Annotated in this window: 25 protein-coding genes and 3 pseudogenes; 9 read left to right on the top strand and 19 right to left on the bottom strand. The window is 37.7% G+C overall.

Features of this window, described 5'->3' with window-relative positions:
• Nucleotides 1-73: 73 nt before the first annotated feature.
• From ACGHVY_RS20400 to ACGHVY_RS20385, 4 genes and pseudogenes are all read left to right on the top strand, one after another.
• Nucleotides 74-370, top strand: a pseudogene (locus ACGHVY_RS20400) (FAD-dependent oxidoreductase); the annotation flags it as partial.
• 87 nt (nt 371-457) lie between these two features.
• Nucleotides 458-1,234 (top strand): hypothetical protein, encoded by a 777-nt coding sequence (locus ACGHVY_RS20395; RefSeq protein WP_390601167.1) that lies wholly within the window; start codon nt 458-460, stop codon nt 1,232-1,234.
• Between the two features lie 42 nt (nt 1,235-1,276).
• A complete protein-coding gene (locus ACGHVY_RS20390; RefSeq protein WP_390601166.1) occupies nt 1,277-2,545 on the top strand; it encodes a tetratricopeptide repeat protein in 1,269 nt (422 codons plus the stop codon).
• A gap of 577 nt (nt 2,546-3,122) precedes the next feature.
• Nucleotides 3,123-3,269: pseudogene (locus tag ACGHVY_RS20385) on the top strand (transposase); the annotation flags it as partial.
• A gap of 258 nt (nt 3,270-3,527) precedes the next feature.
• Here the strand turns inward: ACGHVY_RS20385 and ACGHVY_RS20380 are convergent.
• The 6 genes and pseudogenes from ACGHVY_RS20380 to ACGHVY_RS20355 form a co-directional block, all read right to left on the bottom strand.
• On the bottom strand, nt 3,528-4,235 hold the full coding sequence (locus ACGHVY_RS20380; RefSeq protein WP_390601165.1) for a DUF4062 domain-containing protein: 708 nt from the start codon (nt 4,233-4,235) through the stop codon (nt 3,528-3,530).
• Between the two features lie 15 nt (nt 4,236-4,250).
• Nucleotides 4,251-4,568: a PDDEXK nuclease domain-containing protein gene (locus tag ACGHVY_RS20375; protein ID WP_390602058.1), complete on the bottom strand. Its 318-nt coding sequence runs from the start codon at nt 4,566-4,568 to the stop codon at nt 4,251-4,253.
• Between the two features lie 74 nt (nt 4,569-4,642).
• Nucleotides 4,643-5,656 carry a tyrosine-type recombinase/integrase gene (locus ACGHVY_RS20370; protein ID WP_390599542.1) on the bottom strand — a complete coding sequence of 338 codons (1,014 nt, stop codon included), beginning with the start codon at nt 5,654-5,656 and terminating at the stop codon, nt 4,643-4,645.
• Nucleotides 5,649-6,596: a tyrosine-type recombinase/integrase gene (locus ACGHVY_RS20365; RefSeq protein WP_390599543.1), complete on the bottom strand. Its 948-nt coding sequence runs from the start codon at nt 6,594-6,596 to the stop codon at nt 5,649-5,651. The genes ACGHVY_RS20370 and ACGHVY_RS20365 overlap by 8 nt, the downstream gene beginning before the upstream one ends.
• Nucleotides 6,593-8,206, bottom strand: coding sequence for a tyrosine-type recombinase/integrase (locus ACGHVY_RS20360; protein ID WP_390599544.1), 1,614 nt, complete (start codon nt 8,204-8,206; stop codon nt 6,593-6,595). Before ACGHVY_RS20360 ends, ACGHVY_RS20365 begins: the two co-directional genes overlap by 4 nt.
• Nucleotides 8,207-8,439: 233 nt before the next feature.
• Nucleotides 8,440-9,255, bottom strand: a pseudogene (locus ACGHVY_RS20355) (PDDEXK nuclease domain-containing protein); the annotation flags it as partial.
• A 279-nt stretch (nt 9,256-9,534) separates the two neighbouring features.
• Between ACGHVY_RS20355 and tnpA the strand changes: the two are divergent.
• From tnpA to tnpC, 3 genes are all read left to right on the top strand, one after another.
• On the top strand, nt 9,535-9,867 hold the full coding sequence (tnpA, locus tag ACGHVY_RS20350) for an IS66 family insertion sequence element accessory protein TnpA (protein ID WP_195473341.1): 333 nt from the start codon (nt 9,535-9,537) through the stop codon (nt 9,865-9,867).
• On the top strand, nt 9,851-10,219 hold the full coding sequence (gene tnpB, locus ACGHVY_RS20345; protein ID WP_390601163.1) for an IS66 family insertion sequence element accessory protein TnpB: 369 nt from the start codon (nt 9,851-9,853) through the stop codon (nt 10,217-10,219). Before tnpA ends, tnpB begins: the two co-directional genes overlap by 17 nt.
• Nucleotides 10,220-10,292: 73 nt before the next feature.
• A complete protein-coding gene (gene tnpC, locus ACGHVY_RS20340) occupies nt 10,293-11,882 on the top strand; it encodes an IS66 family transposase (RefSeq protein WP_390601160.1) in 1,590 nt (529 codons plus the stop codon).
• Nucleotides 11,883-12,265: 383 nt separating this feature from the next.
• Here tnpC and ACGHVY_RS20335 read toward each other — a convergent pair whose 3' ends face one another.
• The 13 genes from ACGHVY_RS20335 to ACGHVY_RS20275 form a co-directional block, all read right to left on the bottom strand.
• Nucleotides 12,266-14,188, bottom strand: a complete 1,923-nt coding sequence (locus ACGHVY_RS20335) for an AAA family ATPase (RefSeq protein ID WP_117578801.1) — start codon at nt 14,186-14,188, stop codon at nt 12,266-12,268.
• Complete coding sequence (locus ACGHVY_RS20330; protein ID WP_117578802.1) at nt 14,175-14,702, bottom strand: ABC-three component system middle component 5; 528 nt, start codon at nt 14,700-14,702, stop codon at nt 14,175-14,177. Before ACGHVY_RS20330 ends, ACGHVY_RS20335 begins: the two co-directional genes overlap by 14 nt.
• Nucleotides 14,690-15,271, bottom strand: a complete 582-nt coding sequence (locus tag ACGHVY_RS20325) for an ABC-three component system protein (protein ID WP_007656966.1) — start codon at nt 15,269-15,271, stop codon at nt 14,690-14,692. Before ACGHVY_RS20325 ends, ACGHVY_RS20330 begins: the two co-directional genes overlap by 13 nt.
• A 4-nt stretch (nt 15,272-15,275) precedes the next feature.
• A complete protein-coding gene (locus tag ACGHVY_RS20320) occupies nt 15,276-15,467 on the bottom strand; it encodes a hypothetical protein (protein ID WP_270669332.1) in 192 nt (63 codons plus the stop codon).
• A 109-nt stretch (nt 15,468-15,576) separates the two neighbouring features.
• Nucleotides 15,577-16,536, bottom strand: a complete 960-nt coding sequence (locus ACGHVY_RS20315) for a DUF5712 family protein (protein WP_270669331.1) — start codon at nt 16,534-16,536, stop codon at nt 15,577-15,579.
• A gap of 4 nt (nt 16,537-16,540) precedes the next feature.
• Nucleotides 16,541-17,125: a BfmA/BtgA family mobilization protein gene (locus tag ACGHVY_RS20310; RefSeq protein WP_270669330.1), complete on the bottom strand. Its 585-nt coding sequence runs from the start codon at nt 17,123-17,125 to the stop codon at nt 16,541-16,543.
• A gap of 284 nt (nt 17,126-17,409) precedes the next feature.
• Nucleotides 17,410-17,742, bottom strand: a complete 333-nt coding sequence (locus ACGHVY_RS20305) for a helix-turn-helix domain-containing protein (RefSeq protein WP_022011056.1) — start codon at nt 17,740-17,742, stop codon at nt 17,410-17,412.
• Nucleotides 17,743-17,903: 161 nt separating this feature from the next.
• Nucleotides 17,904-18,326 carry a hypothetical protein gene (locus ACGHVY_RS20300; protein WP_007656975.1) on the bottom strand — a complete coding sequence of 141 codons (423 nt, stop codon included), beginning with the start codon at nt 18,324-18,326 and terminating at the stop codon, nt 17,904-17,906.
• Nucleotides 18,301-18,534 carry a hypothetical protein gene (locus ACGHVY_RS20295; RefSeq protein ID WP_085978836.1) on the bottom strand — a complete coding sequence of 78 codons (234 nt, stop codon included), beginning with the start codon at nt 18,532-18,534 and terminating at the stop codon, nt 18,301-18,303. Before ACGHVY_RS20295 ends, ACGHVY_RS20300 begins: the two co-directional genes overlap by 26 nt.
• Before the next feature lie 111 nt (nt 18,535-18,645).
• The gene (locus tag ACGHVY_RS20290) at nt 18,646-19,092 is read right to left on the bottom strand and encodes a hypothetical protein (RefSeq protein ID WP_270669328.1); all 447 of its coding nucleotides are present in this window, start codon (nt 19,090-19,092) and stop codon (nt 18,646-18,648) included.
• Between the two features lie 254 nt (nt 19,093-19,346).
• Entirely contained in the window at nt 19,347-20,009 is a 663-nt protein-coding gene (locus ACGHVY_RS20285) for an ABC transporter (RefSeq protein ID WP_270669327.1), read from the bottom strand.
• A complete protein-coding gene (locus tag ACGHVY_RS20280; protein WP_057328245.1) occupies nt 20,006-20,854 on the bottom strand; it encodes an ABC transporter ATP-binding protein in 849 nt (282 codons plus the stop codon). The genes ACGHVY_RS20285 and ACGHVY_RS20280 overlap by 4 nt, the downstream gene beginning before the upstream one ends.
• Before the next feature lie 123 nt (nt 20,855-20,977).
• The gene (locus ACGHVY_RS20275) at nt 20,978-21,568 is read right to left on the bottom strand and encodes a TetR/AcrR family transcriptional regulator (protein WP_022011030.1); all 591 of its coding nucleotides are present in this window, start codon (nt 21,566-21,568) and stop codon (nt 20,978-20,980) included.
• Nucleotides 21,569-21,855: 287 nt separating this feature from the next.
• Between ACGHVY_RS20275 and ACGHVY_RS20270 the strand changes: the two genes are divergently transcribed.
• Nucleotides 21,856-22,170, top strand: a complete 315-nt coding sequence (locus tag ACGHVY_RS20270; protein WP_270669326.1) for a helix-turn-helix domain-containing protein — start codon at nt 21,856-21,858, stop codon at nt 22,168-22,170.
• Nucleotides 22,157-22,450: a DUF3876 domain-containing protein gene (locus tag ACGHVY_RS20265; protein ID WP_025835670.1), complete on the top strand. Its 294-nt coding sequence runs from the start codon at nt 22,157-22,159 to the stop codon at nt 22,448-22,450. The genes ACGHVY_RS20270 and ACGHVY_RS20265 overlap by 14 nt, the downstream gene beginning before the upstream one ends.
• Nucleotides 22,451-22,486: the final 36 nt, after the last annotated feature.

Raw genomic sequence — 22,486 nt, 5'->3', positions numbered from 1 at the left:
GGGGATGGAACTTAGCGTGAAGATTTAAGTGTTATTTAGATAATTGGTCCGAATTTTGTTTGGTAATTTTTGTGATGCCTTGCTTAGAAAGAAAACTCGTATATTGGAAAAGAAATTCAAGAAATTGTTTCCGGATATTCCTTTCAAAACTGAGATGGCATGGTGCGGCACATTCAGTACCACAAAAGATGGTTTGCCTTTTATCGGTACGTGGCCTGGTAAGGAGCGGATGTTCTTTGATTTGGGATATGGCGGAAACGGCATAACTTTCAGTATGATTGGTGCACAGATTATATGTAGGCAAATACAGGGCATGGAGGATGAGCGCAGCAAAATCTTCGGCTATGAAAGGATTGAAAAATATTGGTGAGCAAAAGAACGATTTGGAAAAGAATTGCTCTTATTTTGAAAATATCTCTTTACTTTTGCATTAGCAAAACTATTAAGAGTGCATAAAATGGGCTTTTCATTCTTTAAACAAATTTTTTCGGGGAAAAAGCAAAAGATAGAAAGGATTGAACTGTCAGAACCATCCATGCAGTTTGTGTTGAACTATTCGGAAGGTCGTGAACAGACGTCACGAGTCTCCAAAGAAGAAATTCGGCGGGCGATCGATAATCTTGATGAATACGGGGACATATGGCTTAGTAACTGTCGTACTGTAATAACTCCTTACGGCAACTGTTCGGGGATATCGTGTATGGCTGTGCCGGATGGCAATCCGCAGGTTGCCGTATATTTCGCCATGGCTGACGGGGTGACGAGGTATGTCAGTGGTGGATATAGAACGGATGATATTGTCCGGATGTTCTATAATTACTTCGAACGGCTTGAAATTCCGGAAATCAGTGATTGGGAGAAAGGGCATTACACTCCGGTGCCCCCTGACGATGAGCCGTATTATCTGTACGTGGACAACGAAGAATACAAATATATCACTTATGAAGATGTTTTAGCAGCTCTCGAGAATCTCGAAGCCGGTAAATGCGCTTCGATGTTGTTGAAGACTCCTGGCTGTCAGAACGGTTATCTGGAAGTGAGAGGGACGAAAGACGATTATATCGTTGAGACAGGAGGGAATAATGAAGAAGGGGATTGGGTGGTATTCATGACTCATGCTCCTTATATCGGGCGTGTCAGATATTGGCTTTACAATTATTATCATAAACGTGAATTTCCCCGGATGACGGATGAATGGACGGACATAACGGATGAAGTTGCCGACGATGAATAAAAGACTTTTTGAAAGAAAACGGATATATAATAACTTGTAACAATGAAACACAGTGAAACAGTAGCTGTTGCCATTGACAAAATATGGAAAAGCTACGACAAAGAACAAATGTGGGAAGGGTATGAACTTCTGCGTCAGGCAGCGGAAAAGGGAGATGCAGATGCTTGCTGTTATCTTGGACGGTGCCATTTGGGGGAAGAATTTGTCTGGTGCGGGGCGGAATTTCCCGTAGATGAGGAACTGGCATCCCAGTTGATAAAGGAGAGCGTGCGTCTGGGTAGTGCCGATGGGGTACTGTGTGCCTTACGTACCGGCAACTTGTCTCCCGCAGTTCAGAAAACGATGCCTTTCGCTTCGCTTGAGGAAGCTTTTACGGCGGTGATACAGCGAGCGCAGGAAGGAGATGCCTTTAGTCAGTATATGGTGGGAAACGTCCTGTTCTATGGCGATTATCTCGTTATTCGTGGTGACGAAGAAAGACGTAAGTACAATTCTGAAGATGAGTATTACGCTTTTGCTTATCCCATAGCGACACAATACTATGAAAACTCGTTCGATAATGGTCTGCCTGCTGCATTCGGCAATTATCGTACGATTTATGAGTCCGGACTGGCGGATATTGATGAAGAGGTATACGAAAACTATCTGAAACAGCTTGCTGATACAGGTGATCCGCTTACTTGCAATGACTATGGCAAGTTGTTGGAAGATGAGTATGATGATGCGGAAGGAGCCTTCCATTATTATTCGATGGCAGTGGAGCGCGGGGATGTCCAGTCCGCCTATAATGTGGCTGTGTGTTACGGAACCGGTTATGGCGTTGATGAAGATTTGGATAAGGCCTTTGAGAATTATATGATAGCAGCGGAGGCAGGCAACGCAAAAGCACAGTTCCAGATAGGAAACTTTTATTTTGAAGGGCGTGGCAATATTGCGCAGGATTATGCTAAGGCGGTGGTATGGTTGAATAAAGCGTATCAAAATATGGATGCTGAGGATTCCTGGCAACCGGCAGCTGAGCTTGCCGTCTGTTATCAAAATGGTCTTGGTACTTTTCAGGATGATGATGCCGCTTTCGAATTCCTTTCCGAGATAGAAGAGAATGATATGCTTGGTGAGGTGTGGGAGCCTCTTGATGCCATGGTATTGAACGCTCTCGGTGTTGCTTATGGATTCGGACGAGGGACAAAGCAGGATATACCTCAAGCGATAGAGTACTTCGATCGTGCTATAGAATATGATTCGGACGAGGCGAAAAGGAATAAGGCTTGCTTTAAGAAAACACTTTTCGGTGGTTGGAAGATGAGGTAGAGGGGCTCTTTCTCTGTTTGGCGCTCAATCAAGGGCGAGGGCGAAACCTGAAATATGATAATGTACAGGTGCTGGGATTACTCTCATGGCACTTGTACATCTTGAAATGTTTACTTAATATCCCAGATTCTGGTACTCACTGCCATTGGTGATTGTAGCAGTAAAAGTCGTGAAAAGGGGGAGGTAACGCATAATTCGGATGAAAGAACTGCCCAAGTCCGGATGCATATTTTCTGGATAAATTATTGTGATCAAAAAGAGTTGTTATTGTTCTGTTGCGATATGTGGCAATTCTTTCTGTATTTTCGCTTAATTTCTTGAGAATATAACTGTAAGATTCAATCGTTTCTTGATAGGTCATGTTATGTCGTACTGCTACACGTGAGATAGGTTCGCCAGTAGAAATGGCTAGGAATATTTCTTGTTGGCTGTCGTTGGTAATCAGTTGACTGAGTTCTTGAACAATGATATCTTTTTCCCTGACTAATATTCTAAAGATTCTTTCCCTAACTATTTAGTTTGGTGGGTGCCAGATAGGAAGTCAGACTATCATCGTCCAGCATGATTATACCGTCGATTTGACTCGTTTAACACAATAGCAGCTACATTATATAAAAGTGAGGAGATATTAAACTTCTATATTAATAGAGCTTCAAATGCTGCTGCAGAATCGTTGAATGCGAAAATTAAAAAGTTCAGAGCGAAGATTCTTTATTCACAATAAAACAAGAAGTACCACCAAATTTGAAGAAGAACCATAAAAACAGGTCTTGCCCTTTGTAATGATCCCCACCTCCTGATAATTTAGCTTTCTCTCTTTGCACTAAAGAGAAATTTAATAATATTGGAACTAAATTCGTTGCCAAAAATCTTCCCCAGTCATTGTTTCCAAGTGAGCTAGAACTTACTCCTTTGGTTAAATTAGATTGACTTAGTATGAATTGTTTAAGCAATGATATTTCAACGTCTGTGTCATTTGAGGTTAATTTTGAAGGGATATTGTTTTTTGGTTTTCTAAAAGTGTATATATTTCACTATATTCATAATTACCAATTAATGTATCTTTACTTGCTGTCTTTTTGTTTTTTTCCAAAGAGAGATTCTTCTTTTTAAGTTCATCTCGTTCTTTTCTTAAGTTTTCTATTTCTTTCAGCAAAGAAGAGTTATCAGGCAATTCCGTTCCTTTAATCCAACCTGATAGTTCAGATTGACTTTGAATGTCCATGATAGATTCCATTATGGATAGCTTTATTTCGTTTGAGTCTTTACATATTCTGCATATTTTAGATAGGACTAACCCTCGAAATTTCTTATACTTATCTTGATGCTCCATTTCTAGCATCGTTTTGCCATAGCTCTTAATTTTCTGAACGATTAAACTTTCATCCAATACAATAGCAAATAATGGCTTATTGATATTCATAGCATATTGGTACTCTAATTCTGTATATGATAAATTGGATTCAGGTTCAATCGAACCATATCGACCTCCTAAAATGAGCATATATATATCAGATTCATCAATCCACCTTTTTATAACATCTAATTGGCTCTTATTACCTGCTGAAAATAATTCCATTCCTGCTGGGATATTGCCAGGACGTAATACTGCTTCTACAGAAGATTGTCTTTCTTCTAATAAATCGGTATATGTTGAGGATATAAATACTTGCAATTTCTTTTTTGTCATAATAGTTTGTCTATTTTATTCTTCTACTAATTTATTTAGTTCCTCCTCAACTTCCTCAACTGTTGGTAGTTTGCTTTTTAAGTTTTCAGGAAGTAGTTCCTTAACATTAAACTCACTCACTCCAATCGGTGATGAAATATTCTGCAATGCATATTCTACTTCAATCCTATCTTTATCTCGACAGAGTAACATTCCTATAGTTGGATTGTCATACTCTCCCCTTAAAGTATTGTTGATTAGGTTTTGATAGAAATTCAACTGCCCTAAGTGTTCAGGTTTGAAATTACCGTTCTTCAACTCATATGTTGCATAGCCATTTATGTTGGCTTCCAACTCTAATCCTTTGTATATAAACAATCTCTTCATTTTCTACACAACATAAATTTCTACGCAAAGTTGGCATAATATCACAGACTATCCAAAAAATCCATTAGTTTTTTATCGTCCTTCCAATGGCTTTTCACTTTATACTTCTTCTCTATTTCACAATTTGACAACGCTTTCGCCTTCATTTCCATATTAACTTCAGCATAAATATTGGTCGTATTAATGGATACATGCCCAAGCCAAGCTCTGATAGTATTGATATCAACACCTGATTGGAGTAGATGGGTTGCGGTTGTATGTCTGATTGTATGCGGACTGACGCGTTTCTTTTTAATTGTAGGCATCTTATCTTCTATCTTTTCTGCATAACGGGTTACCATCTCATAGATGCCAAAGCGGGTTATTGGTTGTCCAACTCGGTTTAAAAAGACATGGTCATCCTCTGTTCTGTTTTTGATAATGGAAGATAGTGCCTCACGGGTATGTTGCCATAATGGACATCTTCTTGTTTTATTTCCCTTGCCCGTTATAGTCACTACAGCCAAGCCCTTTTTCTTGGGTAGGGATAAATCCCTTATCAATAAAGTAGCAGCTTCTTCTGCCCGCGCTCCCGTATTATACAAAAAAAGTAAGAGGGCATAATCTCTCCACCCTTGGCTTGTACTTTTATCTGGTGCGTCCAGTAGTGCATTCATTTCCTCTTTTTCAAGGTACGTTATCAAAGTCCTCCTGGTCTTTTTGACAGGTATGTTTCTTATATTTCGACTCCATTCTATATGCTCCGGACTGTTGGCGGATACATACTTTGCAAGAGAACAAAAAGCAGCCAGTCTGATATTTCTGGTCTTGATTGAACATGACCTGTCTTTTTCAAGACTTTCCAGGAAGTTGGCAACCCTGGTATCTGTAATATCAGTAAGGAGTATCTTGTCCACTTCTTTTTTCACACACTTGGCAATAAAAGGCATCAGCAATCTGATCGCATCCCGGTACGATTTAAGCGTATTGGCAGACAGGTTACGTATATTTGTCAGATATTCACAAAGAAACCTTCGTATCCAGTATCCGGCATAAAACTTATTTTCTTCATTCATCTTTTCCTTGTTTTATGTATGATTCAAAACGGTTGTTTGCTTCTCCCAGCAGTCCATCGGTCATGGTCAGGTAGACTGACGTATGGGATAAATGTGTATGTCCAAGATATGTGCTCAACACAGGGAGCAACTGTTGGACGTCCTGATTCTCCCTATACCATGAAGTAAGCCGATGGACGGCGAAGGTGTGCCTCAGGTCATGTAATCTTGGCTGAAAGGGGGATTTATCCGAACGGGAGATACCGGCATGTTCCCTGATTCTTTCAAAAGCACCTCTCACGGTGTCTATATGCATGTCCAAGCCTTTCTTATCTAAAAAGAGTTTGCTTTCGGGTACGCAGCACATGCCTTGTTTCTCTCTCCATTTCAAAAAAGTATCAATCAACTCTCCAACCTTATGGTTGTATGTGACAATCCGTGACTTGTAAAATTTCGATTCTCGTATATGCACATACAAATCCGGTTGGTTCAGGTCTCTTATTCTCAAAGACATCGTTTCGTGGAGCCTCAATCCAAGAAAATAGGTCAGTTGCAGTATCATCTTCATGCATTCAGGATGGATTTTACTCCGGTTTTTCTGATATTCCATGGCTGAGCGGAACAACCGTTGCAGTTCCGGTTTGCTATAAATATAAGGTGTCATGTGCTCCAAACGCTTGGGCAAGTCTGCGGGAAGGGGTACATTGTTCATTATACCCCGTGACATGGCCCATTGGAACATGCCCTTTAAGGCTGTGTGCCTTATGAACCAGCCGGCAGTGACCGTTCCTGTGGGATAATATAAATAGGGTTCGACCTGTCCTACTGTCAGTTCCGCCGGATTCGTATCGCCACCGATATGCTTCATAAAAGAACGCAATGCTTGCGCGTTTGTCTTGAACTTTTCTCCCAAAGCCCGTCTGTAACTTATATAAAGTTCTGTCATTTCATTCAGTTTCATAGCAAGCCCTCCCAATCCATGTCAGCAACCTTACGTAAGTTCTTAATGTCGACTTTGGCATATATGCGTGTGGTATCAAGCCCGATGTGCCCCAGCAAATCTGCGATTTCTTTCAAGGAATGCCCGGTGTTGATAAGGCGTGTGGCACAAGTATGACGCAGGCTGTGCGGCCCGTAATGGCGCAACTCCAGTCCTTTGCCTTTCAGTTCGTCCCTGACCAGCTTGTATATAGTCGAAGTGGAAAGCTGTTCATGAGGGGCACGTCTGCATAAAAAGAGGTATTCGTTTCCGCTTTTATTAAAGCGTGCCTCTTTGATGTATCTGATAATGGCATCGCCAACGATGGGAAGCAAAGGTAGCACTTGTGGCCTGCAGTTCTTGGCCCGTCTTAAATACAGCGTTTCATTCCGCCAGTCTATATCTTTCAACTTCATGTTTGTCACCTCACTGCAACGAAGGCCATAGACAGTCAAAAGAAGCAATATGGCATAATCCCTGACACCTGTCCCGGCGGCATCCTTTTTGGATTGCAGGATATCTTGAACTGTCTCCCAAGGGACAAACGAAGGCAGGTTTTCATGGGCATATACTCTCGGGGCTTTTAAGCTATACACAAGTCCGGGATTACACAGACCTTTTTTTTCTGCGTATCTGAAAAATCCACGAAGGACAGTGACGGTATCGGCTATCGTTCTTCTGTTACAACCGTCCTCATCATGTCTCTTACGTATATAGTCATCAAGAACTGAAGACGTTATATCTTTCAATCCGTCGACTTTTAAGTTCAGCATCATCGTTTTGAGCTGACTGTATCTGCCTTCGGTGGTGCTTGAAGAATAGCCCTTGTTTTGTTCCAGCCAATCAAGATATTCCATCACATGTTCTTTAAAGGGAAACGCATCATCTTCACATATAAGCTGACCCATATAAGATAACCAACTGGTAGTATATGATATAAAACGTCTTCTGGCGTATTTCCCGGATGCATTTCTTACTCCGGGTTTCTGTACAGTCATCCAACTGTCAGCGGATTCTCGGATATCCTCAATACTGACCATACGTCCGTCCTCAACATGCAGATAGTCAATTAAATGAAGTTGGTATGCGGCTATATCCCGTAGTGTTTGTGTAGCCCCACCTTTGTCTTCCCATATTTGAAGATACTCAGCCCGTTCTTTCAACAAAGGATAGGTGAGATAACGTAACTTATGATGTTTACGGGTAAAAAGGCGGTTCAAAATAATAGCATTATTTGTATAGATGCCATCTAATTTGCCTATGTAGGCAAGCCATAAAAAAGCAATATCCATATATTTTCGAACACTGCCGGGAGCGTTGTCCTTTTTCTTCATCGGATGGTTCTTTTTTGTCTTTGACCATGTGATGGCGGCATCCTTGATGCTGCTGATAGGGACCTGTTCAGAGAAGCCATCTTCAAGCTTGAGGCTTGTGACTATCAGTAGTAGATAATCTGCCAAAGAGAGCAGATAATTATGGCTGTAGTTGCGCTTTTCAGCCATGAAAGCAAGATAGTTTTCACGTTCCTTCAATAAAGGGGCGTCGAGGTGCTTTTGCAAGTACCATTTGCGTCGAATGAGTGTTTCAAGCATAATTCTTCTTTTTGAGGTTAATACTTAGGTTGTTTCCTAAATATGAAGAATTAAGGCGAGTTATATGCTTTTTAGAGCAAGTAGTTTGGTCAAATGGAGACTTTTAGCTTTTTTTGTAGCTAAATTTATGTTGTGTAGAAAATGAAGAGATTGTTTATATACAAAGGATTAGAGTTGGAAGCCAACATAAATGGCTATGCAACATATGAGTTGTTATGTTGTGCACAACATAATAATTCTATAACGACATAAGCTCGTAACGGGATATGATAGAACAAGAGATCGCAGAAATATTCTTTATTATTCAAGTTCAAACAATATTGCTCTCCTACAAAAGCGAAGCCTTTACCCAATTCAAGAAGAAATTGAGTGATGTGCGTGACAAGCTGCTTTTCTATATCTCGTTCCCGTGCTTTTTGAGATACAGATACAAAATCAAACCAATACGGGTCTTTTACTACTTCCTGTGCCATATCTGCTGTTAGAGTAGGTAAGGTCTGCAAGAAGTTGGTTTGTCCTTGTCCGTAATGCTCATAGAATTGTTGCTTCAACTGATTCTCTAAAACGCTTCTACTCCAGCCGTTAGATAGGGTTTGGTGCGCATAAAATAATGCTTCTTCTACGTTTTGGGCTTTGCTAATTATCACCTTTTGATGTCCCCAAGGTATATCGAAGATAATTCTATAGTTATCAGTCACTTGTAATTGTCCCTCAACTTGGGGGACAATTACATTATTGGATGAAAAGTGTATTTTCTCTGCGTAGAACTCATAGAAGTTCTTGCTGTAGTATAGGTTCTGACGGGAAAAGCCCTGCATATCAGGAAACTCATTACGCAAATCTACTGAAAGCTTGTTTATTACCTTATCACCCCAATTCTGTTCTTTTAGTTTTTGAGAGATCATTTGTCCCAACCGCCAATAAAAGTGTATCAACTCTGTATTGGCTGTTTTTATCATTCGTATTTTGGTAGAACGAATTTGCTGCTTGATGGCTTTTAGCCATTCTATATATTCGTTATCTATTGCATTAATAGGATACTCCTTCATGTAACTATGTTTTTTGCAAAGGTAAATAAATATATGGTAATATGTTTTTGAAATACATTCTTTTAGCTGGGTTTTAATGCCTATCCGATTGGGAGACACATATCAACTTTGTAGTGCTGGGAAAATAGACTATTACTTTTTGCTTCATACATTTTATAAACATTCCGTAACTACCCCAGATTTTCGGTAAGCATCCGATAAAGTACCCGTTTTCTCTGTCATATTTTCATAGCACCTTTGCCTGTGCAATATTGCATGAACTTCTAACATATTTTCATTATGACAAAAGAACAATTTACCTCTTTACAGGAACTGCATCGTTTAAGCGGTCTGAGTCTTCTGAAATTTCTGCAACGTGAACATGTCAGTTACTCCACGTACAATTATTGGAAACGTAAATCTTCCAGTGTTCCCGATCACGAGACATCTGCTCCCCAATCAGTCTTAGCCCCCATCAGCCTGAAGTCCCCCTGTATTGCTTCCTCCTCTTCCGTTTCCGGAATGACCCTGTTGTTTCCTAATGGCGTCCGTGCCCATTTGGGTGCCGGTATGGAAGAGGCCGCTTCCCGTTTGATTAACCAATACGCCTGTTGCCATGTTCTGCCTGAATGATACGATGCGGTATTTTCTCTGCCCCGGCAGGACTGATATGCGCAAGGGTATCAGTTCTCTCTGCGGTGTGGTACACGAGCGTATGGGCTGCAGTGTCAGGAATGGTGATGTATTCATCTTCATTGGCAGCAGCCGTAAATTGATGAAGCTTCTCCATGCCGAGGATGGCGGTCTGGTGATGTATGTCAAGCGCCTTGAAGCCGGTCATTTCAAGGTTCCCGAATATGACGAGAAATCGCGCAGCTATCCGATGGAATGGCGCGATCTTGTCATTATGGTGGAAGGAATCCAGGAATCTCCCGGGCAGCGTTTGAGACGTCTGAGGGCGGAACGAAATGTATATACTGTATAAAAATAGATGTCGTATTCCTTGTCTGTCCGGGATATATTTTGTACATTTATAGTGTAATTAAAAGAAACGGATTATGACCCAGGAAGAGATGCTTTCACAGATGAACTCAATGCTGCAGTCCCTGCAGCAGGTGAATGCATCCCAGGCTGAGACCATTATCAGGCTTACCCGGCAGAATGAATCCTTACAGAACCGTCTCAATGAGCTGACGGCTCAAGTCGCATGGCTGAACCGCCAGCTTTTCGGTCACAAGTCAGAGAAACTCCCGTCTCTTGATTCCAACCAGCCTGACCTGTTCGGTGACTTTCTTCCTGATAACGCGGCTGAACTGGAAAAAGCGCGTGAAGTAGCGGTGCAGACAATCACAAAAGAAACGGTGGAGAGCAAGAAACGGGAACGGAATAACCGCAGGATAATGGAAGGCCTTCCCGTACTTGAAAGGGTAATCATCGAGCCGGAAGACATTGACCTGGAACTGTACAGGAAGATTGGTGAGGAAGTGACCCGTGTGGTGGAACATAAGCCCGGACAACTTTATATAAAGGAGATTGTACGGCCCAAGTATGCCCTTAAAGACAACACTTCACTTCCACCGGTCGGCAGAAAAGGAGTGGAGATAGCCGCCATGCCGCTGTTGCCTATATACAAAGGAATAGCGGGACCTACACTTTTGGCGGAGATACTCCTGCAGAAATATGAGTATCATCTTCCCTTCTACCGCCAGGTGAAACAGTTGCATCACCTAGGCTTCAAAGCTAGTGAAAGTACCATAGACGGATGGTTCAAGCCTGCGGTTGAACTTCTCAAGCCACTTTACGAGGTACTCAGGCAGGAAATCATGAAATCCGACTACATACAGGGGGATGAAACGACCGTACCTGTACTGGACAAGACAGGACATCAGACCAACAAGGAATACTTGTGGATGGTCAGGGCGGTAGTCGAACGACTGGTGCTTTTCCATTATGACAAAGGCTCACGGTCAGGTACGGTGATAGGGCAACTGGCTAAAGACTTCAAGGGTTATTTCCAATGTGACGGCTTTGAGGGTTACGAATCGGCTTTCAAGGTCAACCCGAATGTGCGCCTTGTTAACTGCATGGCTCATATACGCAGGTATTTTAAGCAGGCACTTGCTGAAAACAGGCAGATGGCGGAACATGCCTTAAAAGAAATACAGCTTCTATATCGCATAGAACATGACTGTGACCAGAAGCAGCTTACAGAAAATGAACGGATGGGAAAACGTCAGGAACTTGCCAGACCTATTATGGATGCCTTGAAGCTATGGATGGAAACAGAAGGGATAAAATACAGCCCAAACAGCCTGACCGGAAAGGCGATAACCTATGCCTATACCCGCTGGGAGAATATGATGAGGTATCTGCAGGATGGACGTATCCATATTGATAACAATCTGGCGGAAAATGCCATCCGACCAATCACATTGGGTAGAAAGAACTACTTGTTCTGTGGAGACCATCAGGCGGCCGTCAGCATGAGTGTCGTCTGTTCGTTACTGGCTACGTGCAAAGCGCATAAAGTAAATCCGCGCACTTATCTGAATGACGTTATAGCAAGAATGCCATATATGCAGAAGGCAAATTATGAGGAACTGCTACAAATGTTGCCACACAAATGGAAGGAAAAGAATAAAGAATGATGGAGATACAACTATAGATGGCTGCTTACCTGGAAAGGAGATATAGCCATTTTTTATAGTGTACTTTATCGGATGCTTACGATTTTCGGACTGATCCCTTTTTTGTCTTTTAGGCAAGACTGAAACAATAAAAAAAGTCCTACAATACGTTGATATTGTAGGACTTGTCTCTTTTTTATCGCCGTTTGGCTTTGTTCTTATGTGATCCGCATGGGATTCTCCTTACAGAGTTACCACGCTGATATTTAAAACTTTATATTTTTTGCTTCAAGCATATCCCATGATTTATCCCACTAATTTGCTACGTGTTTTTGCGGTAGTTTGCTCATGGAGAATACTGAATACAAAGATAGTGGTTTTCTCTGAACCTTGCAATACTTTAATTAGACAAATTCAGATACATATTTTAGGCTCTTATTTGTTTCTGTATAAAAATCTCCGACACAATAATCAGGAGTGTCAAGTTCTTTGAGTATATGAGATGTAGTATAAATTAGTTGATAGCTTGATTTATCATTTTGCTCAACCATATCAACCAATACACGCTGAAAATTGTGCGCACGTTCTGGCTCTATCCCTTTGTCCTCCATATTATCGCAAAAAATGAAACGAGGATAGCGCATTTGATCAATATGTAATGAAGCTAAAAAGATGGCATATCTAGCAGATGTTTTCAAATAGAAATTAGAACTAGATGAATATCTTTCATTTTTATCCGTAATAAATGCTATATTATTTCTATAATCTATATTAAAAGTATCAGCTTTGAAAAACTCCTCTTGTCTATCTAAATCTTTTTTTAGTAACTTTAATGCAAACTGTTCTATTTCTCGATTCGTTTTTTCTTTGTTTTTTTCTTGTTCTCTATGTAAATGTGTAATAATATATTCGCAATGAACTTTTTCGTCTTTTAGAGATTGTTCTTTCTGCAACAAACTATTATATATTTCTGCATTTTCCAGCATTGTTTTAAATTGAAGAATTTCTCCTTCACATTTTCCTTTTTCAACTAATAAACTCTCAACTCTTTCATTTGCAATAGATTTAACATCTTTAAGACTGTTATTTACTTGTCCTTGTATTTGGAATAGCTTCACTTTTTCCGCTTCATAATAGGCTTTTAAATCTATTAGTTTTCTTTCTTTTATAATTAAGAGATTAGATGATTCTTTTAGCTGGAAACATATCTCTTGTTCTATTTTTTTTGCTTGTGTAATCCCGTAACTCTCATCAACACTCTGTTTGCATAATCTACAAGTCTGTTTGTTATCATGCTTCTCTAAGGGGGATAAACACTCAGGACAATATTCCAAAGAAAATCCCCCAATAAAATCCCTTGTTGCAACAGAGTTTTTGATACTTTTCAATTTTCTTTCTAACTCTATTATAAAATCTTTTGAGTCTTCTATTTCAAATTCGAGATCTCGAATCTGGTCATTCAATTTATTTACAATTGATCTTTGTTGTATTGCTTCTTGATTCAAAACCTCAAATTCTAGTTGTGTCTTTTTTGTAAAACGTATTGATTTCTCTTCATTTTTAAGAGCTTGAATTGTTAAATTGATTTTTTCAATTTCTTTTTCTTTATTTTCTATTTGAGTTCTCACATGACTAGGTATTAGCATGTAAGGAGCGTCTATGAATTTTTTTATAGCTTTTATTTCTTGGCTGAGGTTTATTAATTCTTTATCAATAGCCTCTTTTCTTTGTTTTTTATCATACAATTCCTGATTGTATATCCCTAGTAATAATTCTGCTACAGTTTCTCTGGTTAGCATTGTGTCAAAATGTTCATATAAAAAAAGAGAACTAGTAGGGGATTCTTGATCTATATATATTAATCTAAGAATCTGGTGCATTGTGATATTGCTGTCACCTTTTACTATTGGAATTTCTAAAGTATTAAATAACACGTTAGAGAAACTAATACTGTTAGGAGTAGTATTAAAGCCATATTTTTTCCAATTATCATCAGATACATCTTCCATCTTTCCCCAATGGATATACATTGGTTCCATTCCATTGGCTCTTCCTTCGTCATTGAAATTCAGTTCTCGTTTCAGAACAAGGGTTGCTCCATTAACTTCAACTTCTACTATTACCCGTGAGCATTGCTTTGCTTCTTTTACCCATTCATTAAAGGCTCCACCTAGAGCATAAAACAAGAAGTGAGTTATGGTCGATTTTCCACTACTATTTTTACCTCGAATGATATTAACTCCTTTATGAAAAGTTTCATCATAAGCAACTTTGTTATTTTTCGTATATATGATTAGTCGATTGACAAATAAATTATTGTGCATCATATTTATTTTCAATAAGATTTGTTTTTTCTTTCAACACGCTTAAAGACATTAAATAGTAATGAGAAGTGAGCAACTTAATCGCATTTTGTTCACTAATAGATAAAGGTTCAAATTGGGGAGAATGTTTCTCTATTATCTCCGTTGAAATAGGTGTTACATACCCCGATGTAATATAATCAATATTAATAATGCCATATGATGCTAAGCTTTTTAAAGCCGCCATTTGATATGGCTTTATTTTTTCAAACATTTTACGACTATCAAATATTATCTCATATGAATTTTCTTTTCGGTTTTTAGTTATGAATGTTTTAATATGCTCCTTAATCTCTTTCTCATTTAGTGAAAATTTAATGCGTTGCATTTCTATTGGAAATAGTAAATAGTAATCCCAAATGCGTAAACGCTCGATTTCTACAGACTCCCCACGCTTAAAGTAGGTAAGAAGTTGTATTATTCTATATGCTGTATGGTATAAATCGAAAGCTTGATGATAAATGATCATAATTTCCATTTTATATGGCATCTGCCGGTTAAAAAATAAATCATCCCCTCAATATCTCTGTATGTTAGTCCCATAATGTCATTACACCCTTGTTCCATTATGATTTTCATAATAGGATCAATGATCTCAGAAGAGATAAGTCTTGCTATCTCTTCTTGTGGAGTACTTTTCTTAATTAATGGGTATATTAACCATCTAAATTTATTACATATTATACCTAATATATAAGTATGTATTTCTTGAGCAGGTTCATATAATTGATATCTATATAGTTTTCTTGCATATGCTTCCTTCAGCAAACTAGCATCCTCAAACAAATATTCCAAATCCCCATCCTTTAGTTTTTGTTCTAGCCCAATTGTATCTCTATCTGTTTGATAAAATTTTAATTCCTCTGATATACAATCAGTTTGCTCTTCTTGCTCAAATTTTCTTTTTAGTGAGTCAAAAAGAACTGATAGCTTAGTTTGTGTTACTGGATGATTATGAGTTTCTGTTTTTATATGCACAGAATTATCATCTCCACCCACAAGCTTTCCGCCATTCGTGACTTCTGCATCACGTATAGATACCCCCATTATTCTATGTTGGGTTTATTGTATTATCAGAAATGTGAGTGGAATTGTCATATCCGGCTACGACTTTTCCACTTCCATGAATTGTTACGTTTTTGATATTAACATTCTTGCTCTTGCTTTTTTTGTATGTAAAAATAGCTCCCCCTGCGACTGCAATAGCGACTATACCTGCTATGATTATTTCAAGTGTTTCCATAATGATTATTGTTTTTTGCAAAAATATTAATTAATATTTGAAATATCAACATGTTATACGGTTTTTATGAACATAAGAGTGATAAGTTGGAATATCTTTACTTATTGTATTATAGTCTGCGTCCTTTTTTCTTTTTCTTCTTAGATTTTGGTGTTTGATCCTCGTTGTTGAATGTTAAGTCTATCCTTGATGTTGTTAAGGAAATAACCACATCAGATGTTTGATTATTATTTTGATTGACAGATGTTTCGCATTCTTGTTTGGTGACAATATTCTCATCTGTATTAAAAGCCTTACTATTTTCTTTCTTGTTTTCAGAATTGTTAGAAAGCATATTTTCTTGATTGCTATTCTGGTTGACTTCCATTTTTCTTTCACAGGATTGAATATTTGCCTCTTGTTGTTTAAGTTGCTCTGATATGGAGTTGTTCTTCATTGTGTTGTGATAGTCAAATGATTCAGATTGTTGGCGATTATATCTAAATAGTTTATCAAATCCTCGCTCTGCCTGTTGGAATAGGCTTACACGATCAAAGCCACCTGTTATTGCTCCGTTCTTGGTGTTCTTATGATTAGTCAATGGTGATAGTTTCTTTTTATTGGCTTGGTCTTTTCGGCTCACAATCAAATGACAGTGCATATTTAGTTCATTATCTGAACGACTACGGTCAAAATGGATCTTACCGTAAAACTTTATATCCGAAGCGGATAGCTCTTTATTGAAATTTTTAGCATATTCAGGAATAAATACTTCACGAATATATCTTTTCATTGCTTCGGCTTTTTCCTGCTCTGTGCTACCCATTGCTCTAAGTTCCTTTTCCGATGGGCTGACATGGATAGCATAAAACTTTGCATCCGTTTTTAGGAGTTGTCCGATATTGCTATCTATATCTTTTGTGACCTTTGATTTATAGATGTTATCATCTGCCAGATTGAAAAAGCCTTCGGTATAGATGCCTTTCTCCATCCTTTCTAAATCCTCGTGTTCCATGTAATTAGCTAGCTTTCGGCAGCTCCCGGAATTATTATATGTTCCGTTTGATGGTGGGGCAAGGTCTATGTGCATAATTCTATGTATTTATGAGATTGCTAATTTCAGCTTTCAGGTTCTCTTTGCGTTTGCTATCCATCATTCCGCAAGCGGATAGTTCCGAATAGAGCTGTATCAGGTTCAGTAACTTTTTATAATCCCGTTGATGTATCAGGTAGAGTGCATTGATCTGTTTTGACTGATTGTTAATCACATCGACATGATTGCCGAACTGTTCGCTTAACTTTTTCAGCACGGCTGTTTGTCTTTCCTGACTGGCTTCCAGTTGAGAGAGAATAAGAGCTTCCAGAGTTTTGCCGATAGCATCGAAGCGCAAAGCGATTGAATTTGTTGCCCGTATCATTGGATTCAGTTGCTCTTCCTCATAGTGACGGATGAAACGAATAATATCATCCTGTCTCTTATTTATTTTCGCCAGTTCTGATTTTACAGATTCTGGTGCTTCGGATGGGTTGATATGTGCTTTATCTATATACCCAAACGCCAATTTTACAACTTCACTCTTTTTCAGTGAATAGCGTTTGCATATCTTCTCTACCAAAGCTGCCGTTTCCTTGTCTATGGAAATGGTAGTGAATATCGTTTTTCGACTGCCGTTTGGCATGGTAATTACTTTTTTATAGAAATATGAATAGATAAATATCTGATAATAAGCATTGCAAAGAAAATGCTTATTACAGGTGTCATTACAGCGTGTTCTTGTAACACGCTAAAGCCGAAGGCTTTGCCCCGCAGGGCAAGAGGGAAGAACAGGACTTGTCCAGTTCCCTCTTGCTCGATTTAGTGAAATGGGCTGAACCGATAGGTGAAGCGGTTTCTACTAAATCGGGGTGGTTACACAAAGTGATAGCTTAAACACAAGCTTCTTTCCTCTGCTGCATTTTGCTGTCAGAGTTTGTTTTCTAATTGATTGGCTTTTTCAAACTGTTTATAAGTTTGATAATCGGCTCGTTCACGTACAAAAGCTCTAATATCGCTAGCCCGATAGTAGGTTTTATGCCCAATAGTAAAGTAGGGGAGCTTACCTTTTAGTCGATAGCGTTGTAAAGTTCTGAAAGACACTTTTAACAGAAATGCTAAATCCTGATTATCAAGTAATCGTTCATTTTCTTCTAATACCTGATCGGTATTGATAAGGGATTTTAAGTCTTGTCCTATCTCAGTGAGTTTCTTAGATAGCTTCTCCATCCATTTATCGAAGTTCTCGTTGTCTATATACATTTTGCTTCATTTTTAGTTTAACATTATTGTTCTCAATCGATTGATGAAGCAAAATTCAGTAAAACAATGTAACAGAAAAAGAGGAGTAGTTACCTACTCCCCGAAATGAAAATTTCAAATCTCTGGAAATTAATAGTTTACACAAGTATCTTTTTTGATCTTTATCGGTTCTTACGTTTTCGATCCTCTTTAATGATAGCATTTCGTAAGGCATCCAATGTTTTGGTAAGGTTGTACGGCTTGCGGGTAAATACTTCACCTACCTTATCGTAAATACTTCCGAATTTTAGATTGAAAAGCTGCTCAAAGCCACGAGCTAAACGAACTTCTGGGACAGGTTTTCCATCTTCGCCAACGATTTGCCCCTGTAGAAACAGAGCTAATACGATTTCTGCAATGCCAATAATCCCCAAGTCTTTTGACTTAGGGATTACATATAGGTCGGACTTGAATGCTGTAGGAATAGATAACTTAAATTGTTCTGGATGGTTAATTTTTAAGTTGATTAATTGTAGCTCGGCATCAATTGTCGATAACGCTTTGTGGACATAGAGAATTTTAAGCGCATTTTTCCCCCTGCCCACATTGATATAACTCTTTTAGGGGTACTATCTCAATACGGGTGAGATTTAGCATCCGAAAGATATAGGAATAATCTTCTGAATTGCTAATAGCGACTATGTGCTTGACAAATTCTCCATAGGCATCTTGCATTTCTGTGTTAGTAACTTCTTGTGAAGTTTTAGACAATAGCTCAAAAAACTTCATTTTCAATAACTCATTCATAAGCATAATTTTTAGATAGTGAATAATATTAATTCGTATAATCGTAAATTCAATATGCTTATTTAGGGGGCTATATTTTTATATATTCGGTATTAATAGTATCGATTTTAGAAGAAACTATATTTTTGTGCTGTATCTATTATATAATATGTAAATCAGTCCGCCAGAAAGAAAGGTCGTTGGTAGAATAAACCAATAGTTATTACTTATTAGAAACTTGGCTATCCAAAAAGAAGGGAGAAATGAAAATATATATTGGGTACTATCTGTAATAACAAAAGGTATAATTAGCCCAACCATAACTAAAGCAGATACTTTTGCAAGTGCCATACCTTCCACTTTATTTCCCGCGTATGCCAAAATAATCATAGCAGCCACAACGCTTAGTATTGTAGCCAATATTGATATTATAAATGTAGTCCATAATGACATACCTGATACAGAACAAAAAGAAAGCAGCACAAAAGAAACAATAGCTGCAAATAAAACAGGAATAAGCAATCTTGATATAAGATAACCCTTCTTCCCAAGTGGAGTAATTGTGATATACCTGTTGATTTTCATATCTGTTTCATCTAATACCACTAAGACCGAAGCGAAGCAAATCATGTAAGGACACATAATTGCAAGGAATAAATCCAATATCGGATAATATAGACTGAAATCCTTTAGCATCGGATAATGCTGTACAATTAAGGGGAAAACAAACCTATATATTGCCGCTAATATTAGCGGAATACATATTATTGCAGATAACATACCATCTGAGAATATGTTTCTGATAAACATTTTGAAAGAAATAATATTCTGATTCATAATTATATCGTCATCATTTTTTTTACTGACAGACAAGAAAAAATATACATCGCAATGTACCAAATGCTTATTGCCATTAGAGATATGACACTGATATTTCCAGACATAAGTTCTATCAGACTTATACTTGGATGTAATAGCATAACTCCCGATTTATAGCCCATTGTATAAACAGATATGGGAGCTACGGATATTATTAAAGTGGGAACCATAATCAGCATAAAGTTATTCATGGTTGAAATGAAAGCGGAAAGTGATATTCCAACCAGTGTGAATAATGCTGAACCTAACATAATTCCAACAGCAAGATGTATGTAAGAATGTTCCATGCCTGAGAACAATGCGATGAGAACTCCACTTAGCAAAGAAATTAGTCCAATGGAAATTACCTTTGACAAAATGTATGCGTGTATCGATATGGGCGAAACAGCTAATGCCTGCATTACTTTTTCGCTTTTCTCGAATAATATTATTGCTCCCATAAACATTAATCCGATCAGTACGGGATCTGAAAATATAAGGGTAGTTGTACATAGTTCTTTCCACGGCATAGGAAGAATGCGCAATACTGTAATATACACTAGTGTAAATAACGTATATAGGGCATAAAAACCATATTTGTATTGTTGCCGAATATCGCCTAGTATTAAACTTTTAAACTTCATAGTAATTTCCTCCCTGTTATTTCTGAGAATATATTGTCTAATGTTGGCTCATTGCTATGTATTGATAATAAGGCATTAGCTTGAATCAGAGATTGTAGCTTTTTATCTGTACTTATTTTGTCAAGTGCGATTGTAGTATTTAATTCTTTTTGATTCTCCAAATATGAATATGTTACCTCATTATAACGCCTTGACATGATAAGATTATGAGGAGTGTCCATAGCTTTAATGTTGCCATCAACAATAAATGCTACACGATCACAAAGTTCGGTTGCATCGTGCATATTGTGAGTAGTCAGAATGATTGTTACTCCTTTATTTTTAAGATCAAGAATAATGTTTTTCATCACTTGGGAGTTTGAAGGATCTAAACCAGATGTTGGCTCATCCAAAAATAACACTTTGGGTTGATGAATAATTGATCGGGCAAAGTTTAATCTGGATTTCATACCTTTAGAAAAACCTGCCACTTTCTTATTGGCATGTTGTGAGAGTCCAACCATTTCTAATAATTGTTCGACAGGAATCAGCTTACAGTCATATAAAGAACCAAAGAATTTTAAGTTCTCCAATGCGGTGAATTTCTCATAAAAACTAGGGAATTCAAAATCGACACCAATACTCTCATAGAACTGGTCAGACTTATTTCTAATTTCATTATTATTAATAGAAACACTCCCCTTATATTTAGGGAGCATACCTATTAATATCTTTTGAAGAGTGCTTTTTCCTGCTCCAGAAGGTCCTAAGAAGCCAAATATTTCTCCGCTTCTTACTTGAAAATTCATATTCTCAATAAATGGTAGTTGAGAATAACTAAACGATAAGTTTTTTACTGTAATCATAATTTTTAAATTTTATATCGTATGACTAAAATTGTTTATATAGTCATATTGTAAATTCAAAGTATCGCTATGTAACATATTTGCACATAGTCAGTTGATATTATATAATCTTGTTGTATTGGATTAGTCTTTAAATAGTTGCTGTACTATTCCCCTAACTATAAACTTGAAAACTTCATTGTAAATATCTGTTCCAATTGTTTTCTCGTTTAGAATAGTCAAGAATGCAGCTCTTAAAGCCCCTGCAAATACTTTTGTATCAATTGATTTACTTTCTGGAATAAAATTCAGTAATTCGTTTGCTAACATGACATCATCATCTACGTGTTTTGAAAGTACTTCTTGAGGGAGCTTTCTATTTAGATATTCCACATCACTATTAACGAAGATAGATACAAAGTATGGTTTGTTGTTGATTAGCAAATCAGATATAATATCTGTCAATGTATCAACCGTAATATTATTGGTATGCTTATTTATGGCATTAAGAAATTCTTTTTCCAATTTCTTATGATAGTCTATTATTGTATCGAAAAAAAGAAGTTCTTTTGATGTATAGAATAGATAAAATGCTCCTTTAGAAATATTGGCATATTTAACAAGCTCATCTACAGAAGTTTTACGTACCCCTTGTTGCTGGATAAATAGCAAAGCTCCTTCTTTGAGTTTATCCTTTATAAGTTTTCTTTCGTTGTCATCAAATGCTTTTGCCATACCGTGTGACTATTTTATTATTATTGGTCACTGCAAACATAAGCGTTATTTTTGAATTGACAAAGAAATATCGGTTTATTTTTCTTTGTTTCTATATGATCTGCCTAAATCAATGAGTATTTCGTCTATAAATCATTGTATTATGTTGCCACGATAAGTACATATTAAGTCATTAAGAACTTTACTTCGCCACTTTCGGACAGTTTTGAAAACGGCTCATGATTCTTCTTTTATTTGCCGATGAAAATAAAATCGACACGTTTTATAAACCTTTTAAAATTGAAAGTATGGAAGTAGTAACTATTGAAAAGAGAACCTTTTCGTATGTCTGCGAGAGGTTCACGGAGTTTGTCAAACGGATAGAAAGTTTGTGCAGCACTCATACCCAGAAAGTAGAAAACTGGCTGGATAGTCAGGAAGTGTGCCTGTTGTTAGGCGTTAGTAAGCGAACTTTGCAGTATTACAGAAGTAGCGGAAGATTGGCTTATTCTCAAATTGGTAGTAAGATTTATTATAAGACTTCCGATATTGAAAGAATTATTGCAGACAGTGAAACGCAAAATCAATCACCCAAACACCCCACGTCTTATGAAAAGAATTAAAAAAGATTATCCGTTTTTCAACCTGTTTTCCATTGTTGGCACATGGGAAAGCATTAATCTGAATCCTACGGTTATCATCTATCGGAGCGACAAAGAGTACCTTCTTTCTATTATATATGTATCGGAAACAACCAAACAGGCTTCACCTGCTACTTATGAGATACAGCAAGATGGTAGCCAGTATTTTATTGCCCCTGCATCCAAACGGCTCTATGTAGATTATGATCCGGCAAAAGACGTACTTAACATTTCGTCTTTGGGTCACTATCTGCGTAACTAACCGGCTATCTAGCCATCTTAAAATGGTTCTTCGTCA

Source organism: Bacteroides sp. f07, from assembly GCF_042854785.1.
Classification (GTDB): Bacteria; Bacteroidota; Bacteroidia; order Bacteroidales; family Bacteroidaceae; genus Bacteroides.
This window is presented reverse-complemented; position numbering and strand designations above follow the sequence as displayed.

Excerpts from the sequence above, each read along its gene's own strand:
- tnpA (WP_195473341.1), top strand. The coding sequence starts at position 9,535 with ATGACAAAAGAACAATTTACCTCTTTACAGGAACTGCATCGTTTAAGC.
- ACGHVY_RS20335 (WP_117578801.1), bottom strand. The coding sequence starts at position 14,188 with ATGATGCACAATAATTTATTTGTCAATCGACTAATCATATATACGAAA.
- ACGHVY_RS20360 (WP_390599544.1), bottom strand. The coding sequence starts at position 8,206 with ATGCTTGAAACACTCATTCGACGCAAATGGTACTTGCAAAAGCACCTC.
- ACGHVY_RS20330 (WP_117578802.1), bottom strand. The coding sequence starts at position 14,702 with ATGGAAATTATGATCATTTATCATCAAGCTTTCGATTTATACCATACA.
- ACGHVY_RS20315 (WP_270669331.1), bottom strand. The coding sequence starts at position 16,536 with ATGCACATAGACCTTGCCCCACCATCAAACGGAACATATAATAATTCC.
- ACGHVY_RS20380 (WP_390601165.1), bottom strand. The coding sequence starts at position 4,235 with ATGACAAAAAAGAAATTGCAAGTATTTATATCCTCAACATATACCGAT.
- ACGHVY_RS20295 (WP_085978836.1), bottom strand. The coding sequence starts at position 18,534 with ATGCTTATGAATGAGTTATTGAAAATGAAGTTTTTTGAGCTATTGTCT.
- ACGHVY_RS20275 (WP_022011030.1), bottom strand. The coding sequence starts at position 21,568 with ATGGCAAAAGCATTTGATGACAACGAAAGAAAACTTATAAAGGATAAA.
- ACGHVY_RS20310 (WP_270669330.1), bottom strand. The coding sequence starts at position 17,125 with ATGCCAAACGGCAGTCGAAAAACGATATTCACTACCATTTCCATAGAC.
- ACGHVY_RS20280 (WP_057328245.1), bottom strand. The coding sequence starts at position 20,854 with ATGATTACAGTAAAAAACTTATCGTTTAGTTATTCTCAACTACCATTT.
- ACGHVY_RS20290 (WP_270669328.1), bottom strand. The coding sequence starts at position 19,092 with ATGAAAATCAACAGGTATATCACAATTACTCCACTTGGGAAGAAGGGT.
- ACGHVY_RS20390 (WP_390601166.1), top strand. The coding sequence starts at position 1,277 with ATGAAACACAGTGAAACAGTAGCTGTTGCCATTGACAAAATATGGAAA.
- ACGHVY_RS20370 (WP_390599542.1), bottom strand. The coding sequence starts at position 5,656 with ATGAATGAAGAAAATAAGTTTTATGCCGGATACTGGATACGAAGGTTT.
- ACGHVY_RS20265 (WP_025835670.1), top strand. The coding sequence starts at position 22,157 with ATGAAAAGAATTAAAAAAGATTATCCGTTTTTCAACCTGTTTTCCATT.
- ACGHVY_RS20305 (WP_022011056.1), bottom strand. The coding sequence starts at position 17,742 with ATGTATATAGACAACGAGAACTTCGATAAATGGATGGAGAAGCTATCT.
- ACGHVY_RS20320 (WP_270669332.1), bottom strand. The coding sequence starts at position 15,467 with ATGGAAACACTTGAAATAATCATAGCAGGTATAGTCGCTATTGCAGTC.
- ACGHVY_RS20395 (WP_390601167.1), top strand. The coding sequence starts at position 458 with ATGGGCTTTTCATTCTTTAAACAAATTTTTTCGGGGAAAAAGCAAAAG.
- ACGHVY_RS20270 (WP_270669326.1), top strand. The coding sequence starts at position 21,856 with ATGGAAGTAGTAACTATTGAAAAGAGAACCTTTTCGTATGTCTGCGAG.
- tnpC (WP_390601160.1), top strand. The coding sequence starts at position 10,293 with ATGACCCAGGAAGAGATGCTTTCACAGATGAACTCAATGCTGCAGTCC.
- tnpB (WP_390601163.1), top strand. The coding sequence starts at position 9,851 with ATGTTCTGCCTGAATGATACGATGCGGTATTTTCTCTGCCCCGGCAGG.
- ACGHVY_RS20285 (WP_270669327.1), bottom strand. The coding sequence starts at position 20,009 with ATGAAGTTTAAAAGTTTAATACTAGGCGATATTCGGCAACAATACAAA.
- ACGHVY_RS20325 (WP_007656966.1), bottom strand. The coding sequence starts at position 15,271 with ATGGGGGTATCTATACGTGATGCAGAAGTCACGAATGGCGGAAAGCTT.
- ACGHVY_RS20365 (WP_390599543.1), bottom strand. The coding sequence starts at position 6,596 with ATGAAACTGAATGAAATGACAGAACTTTATATAAGTTACAGACGGGCT.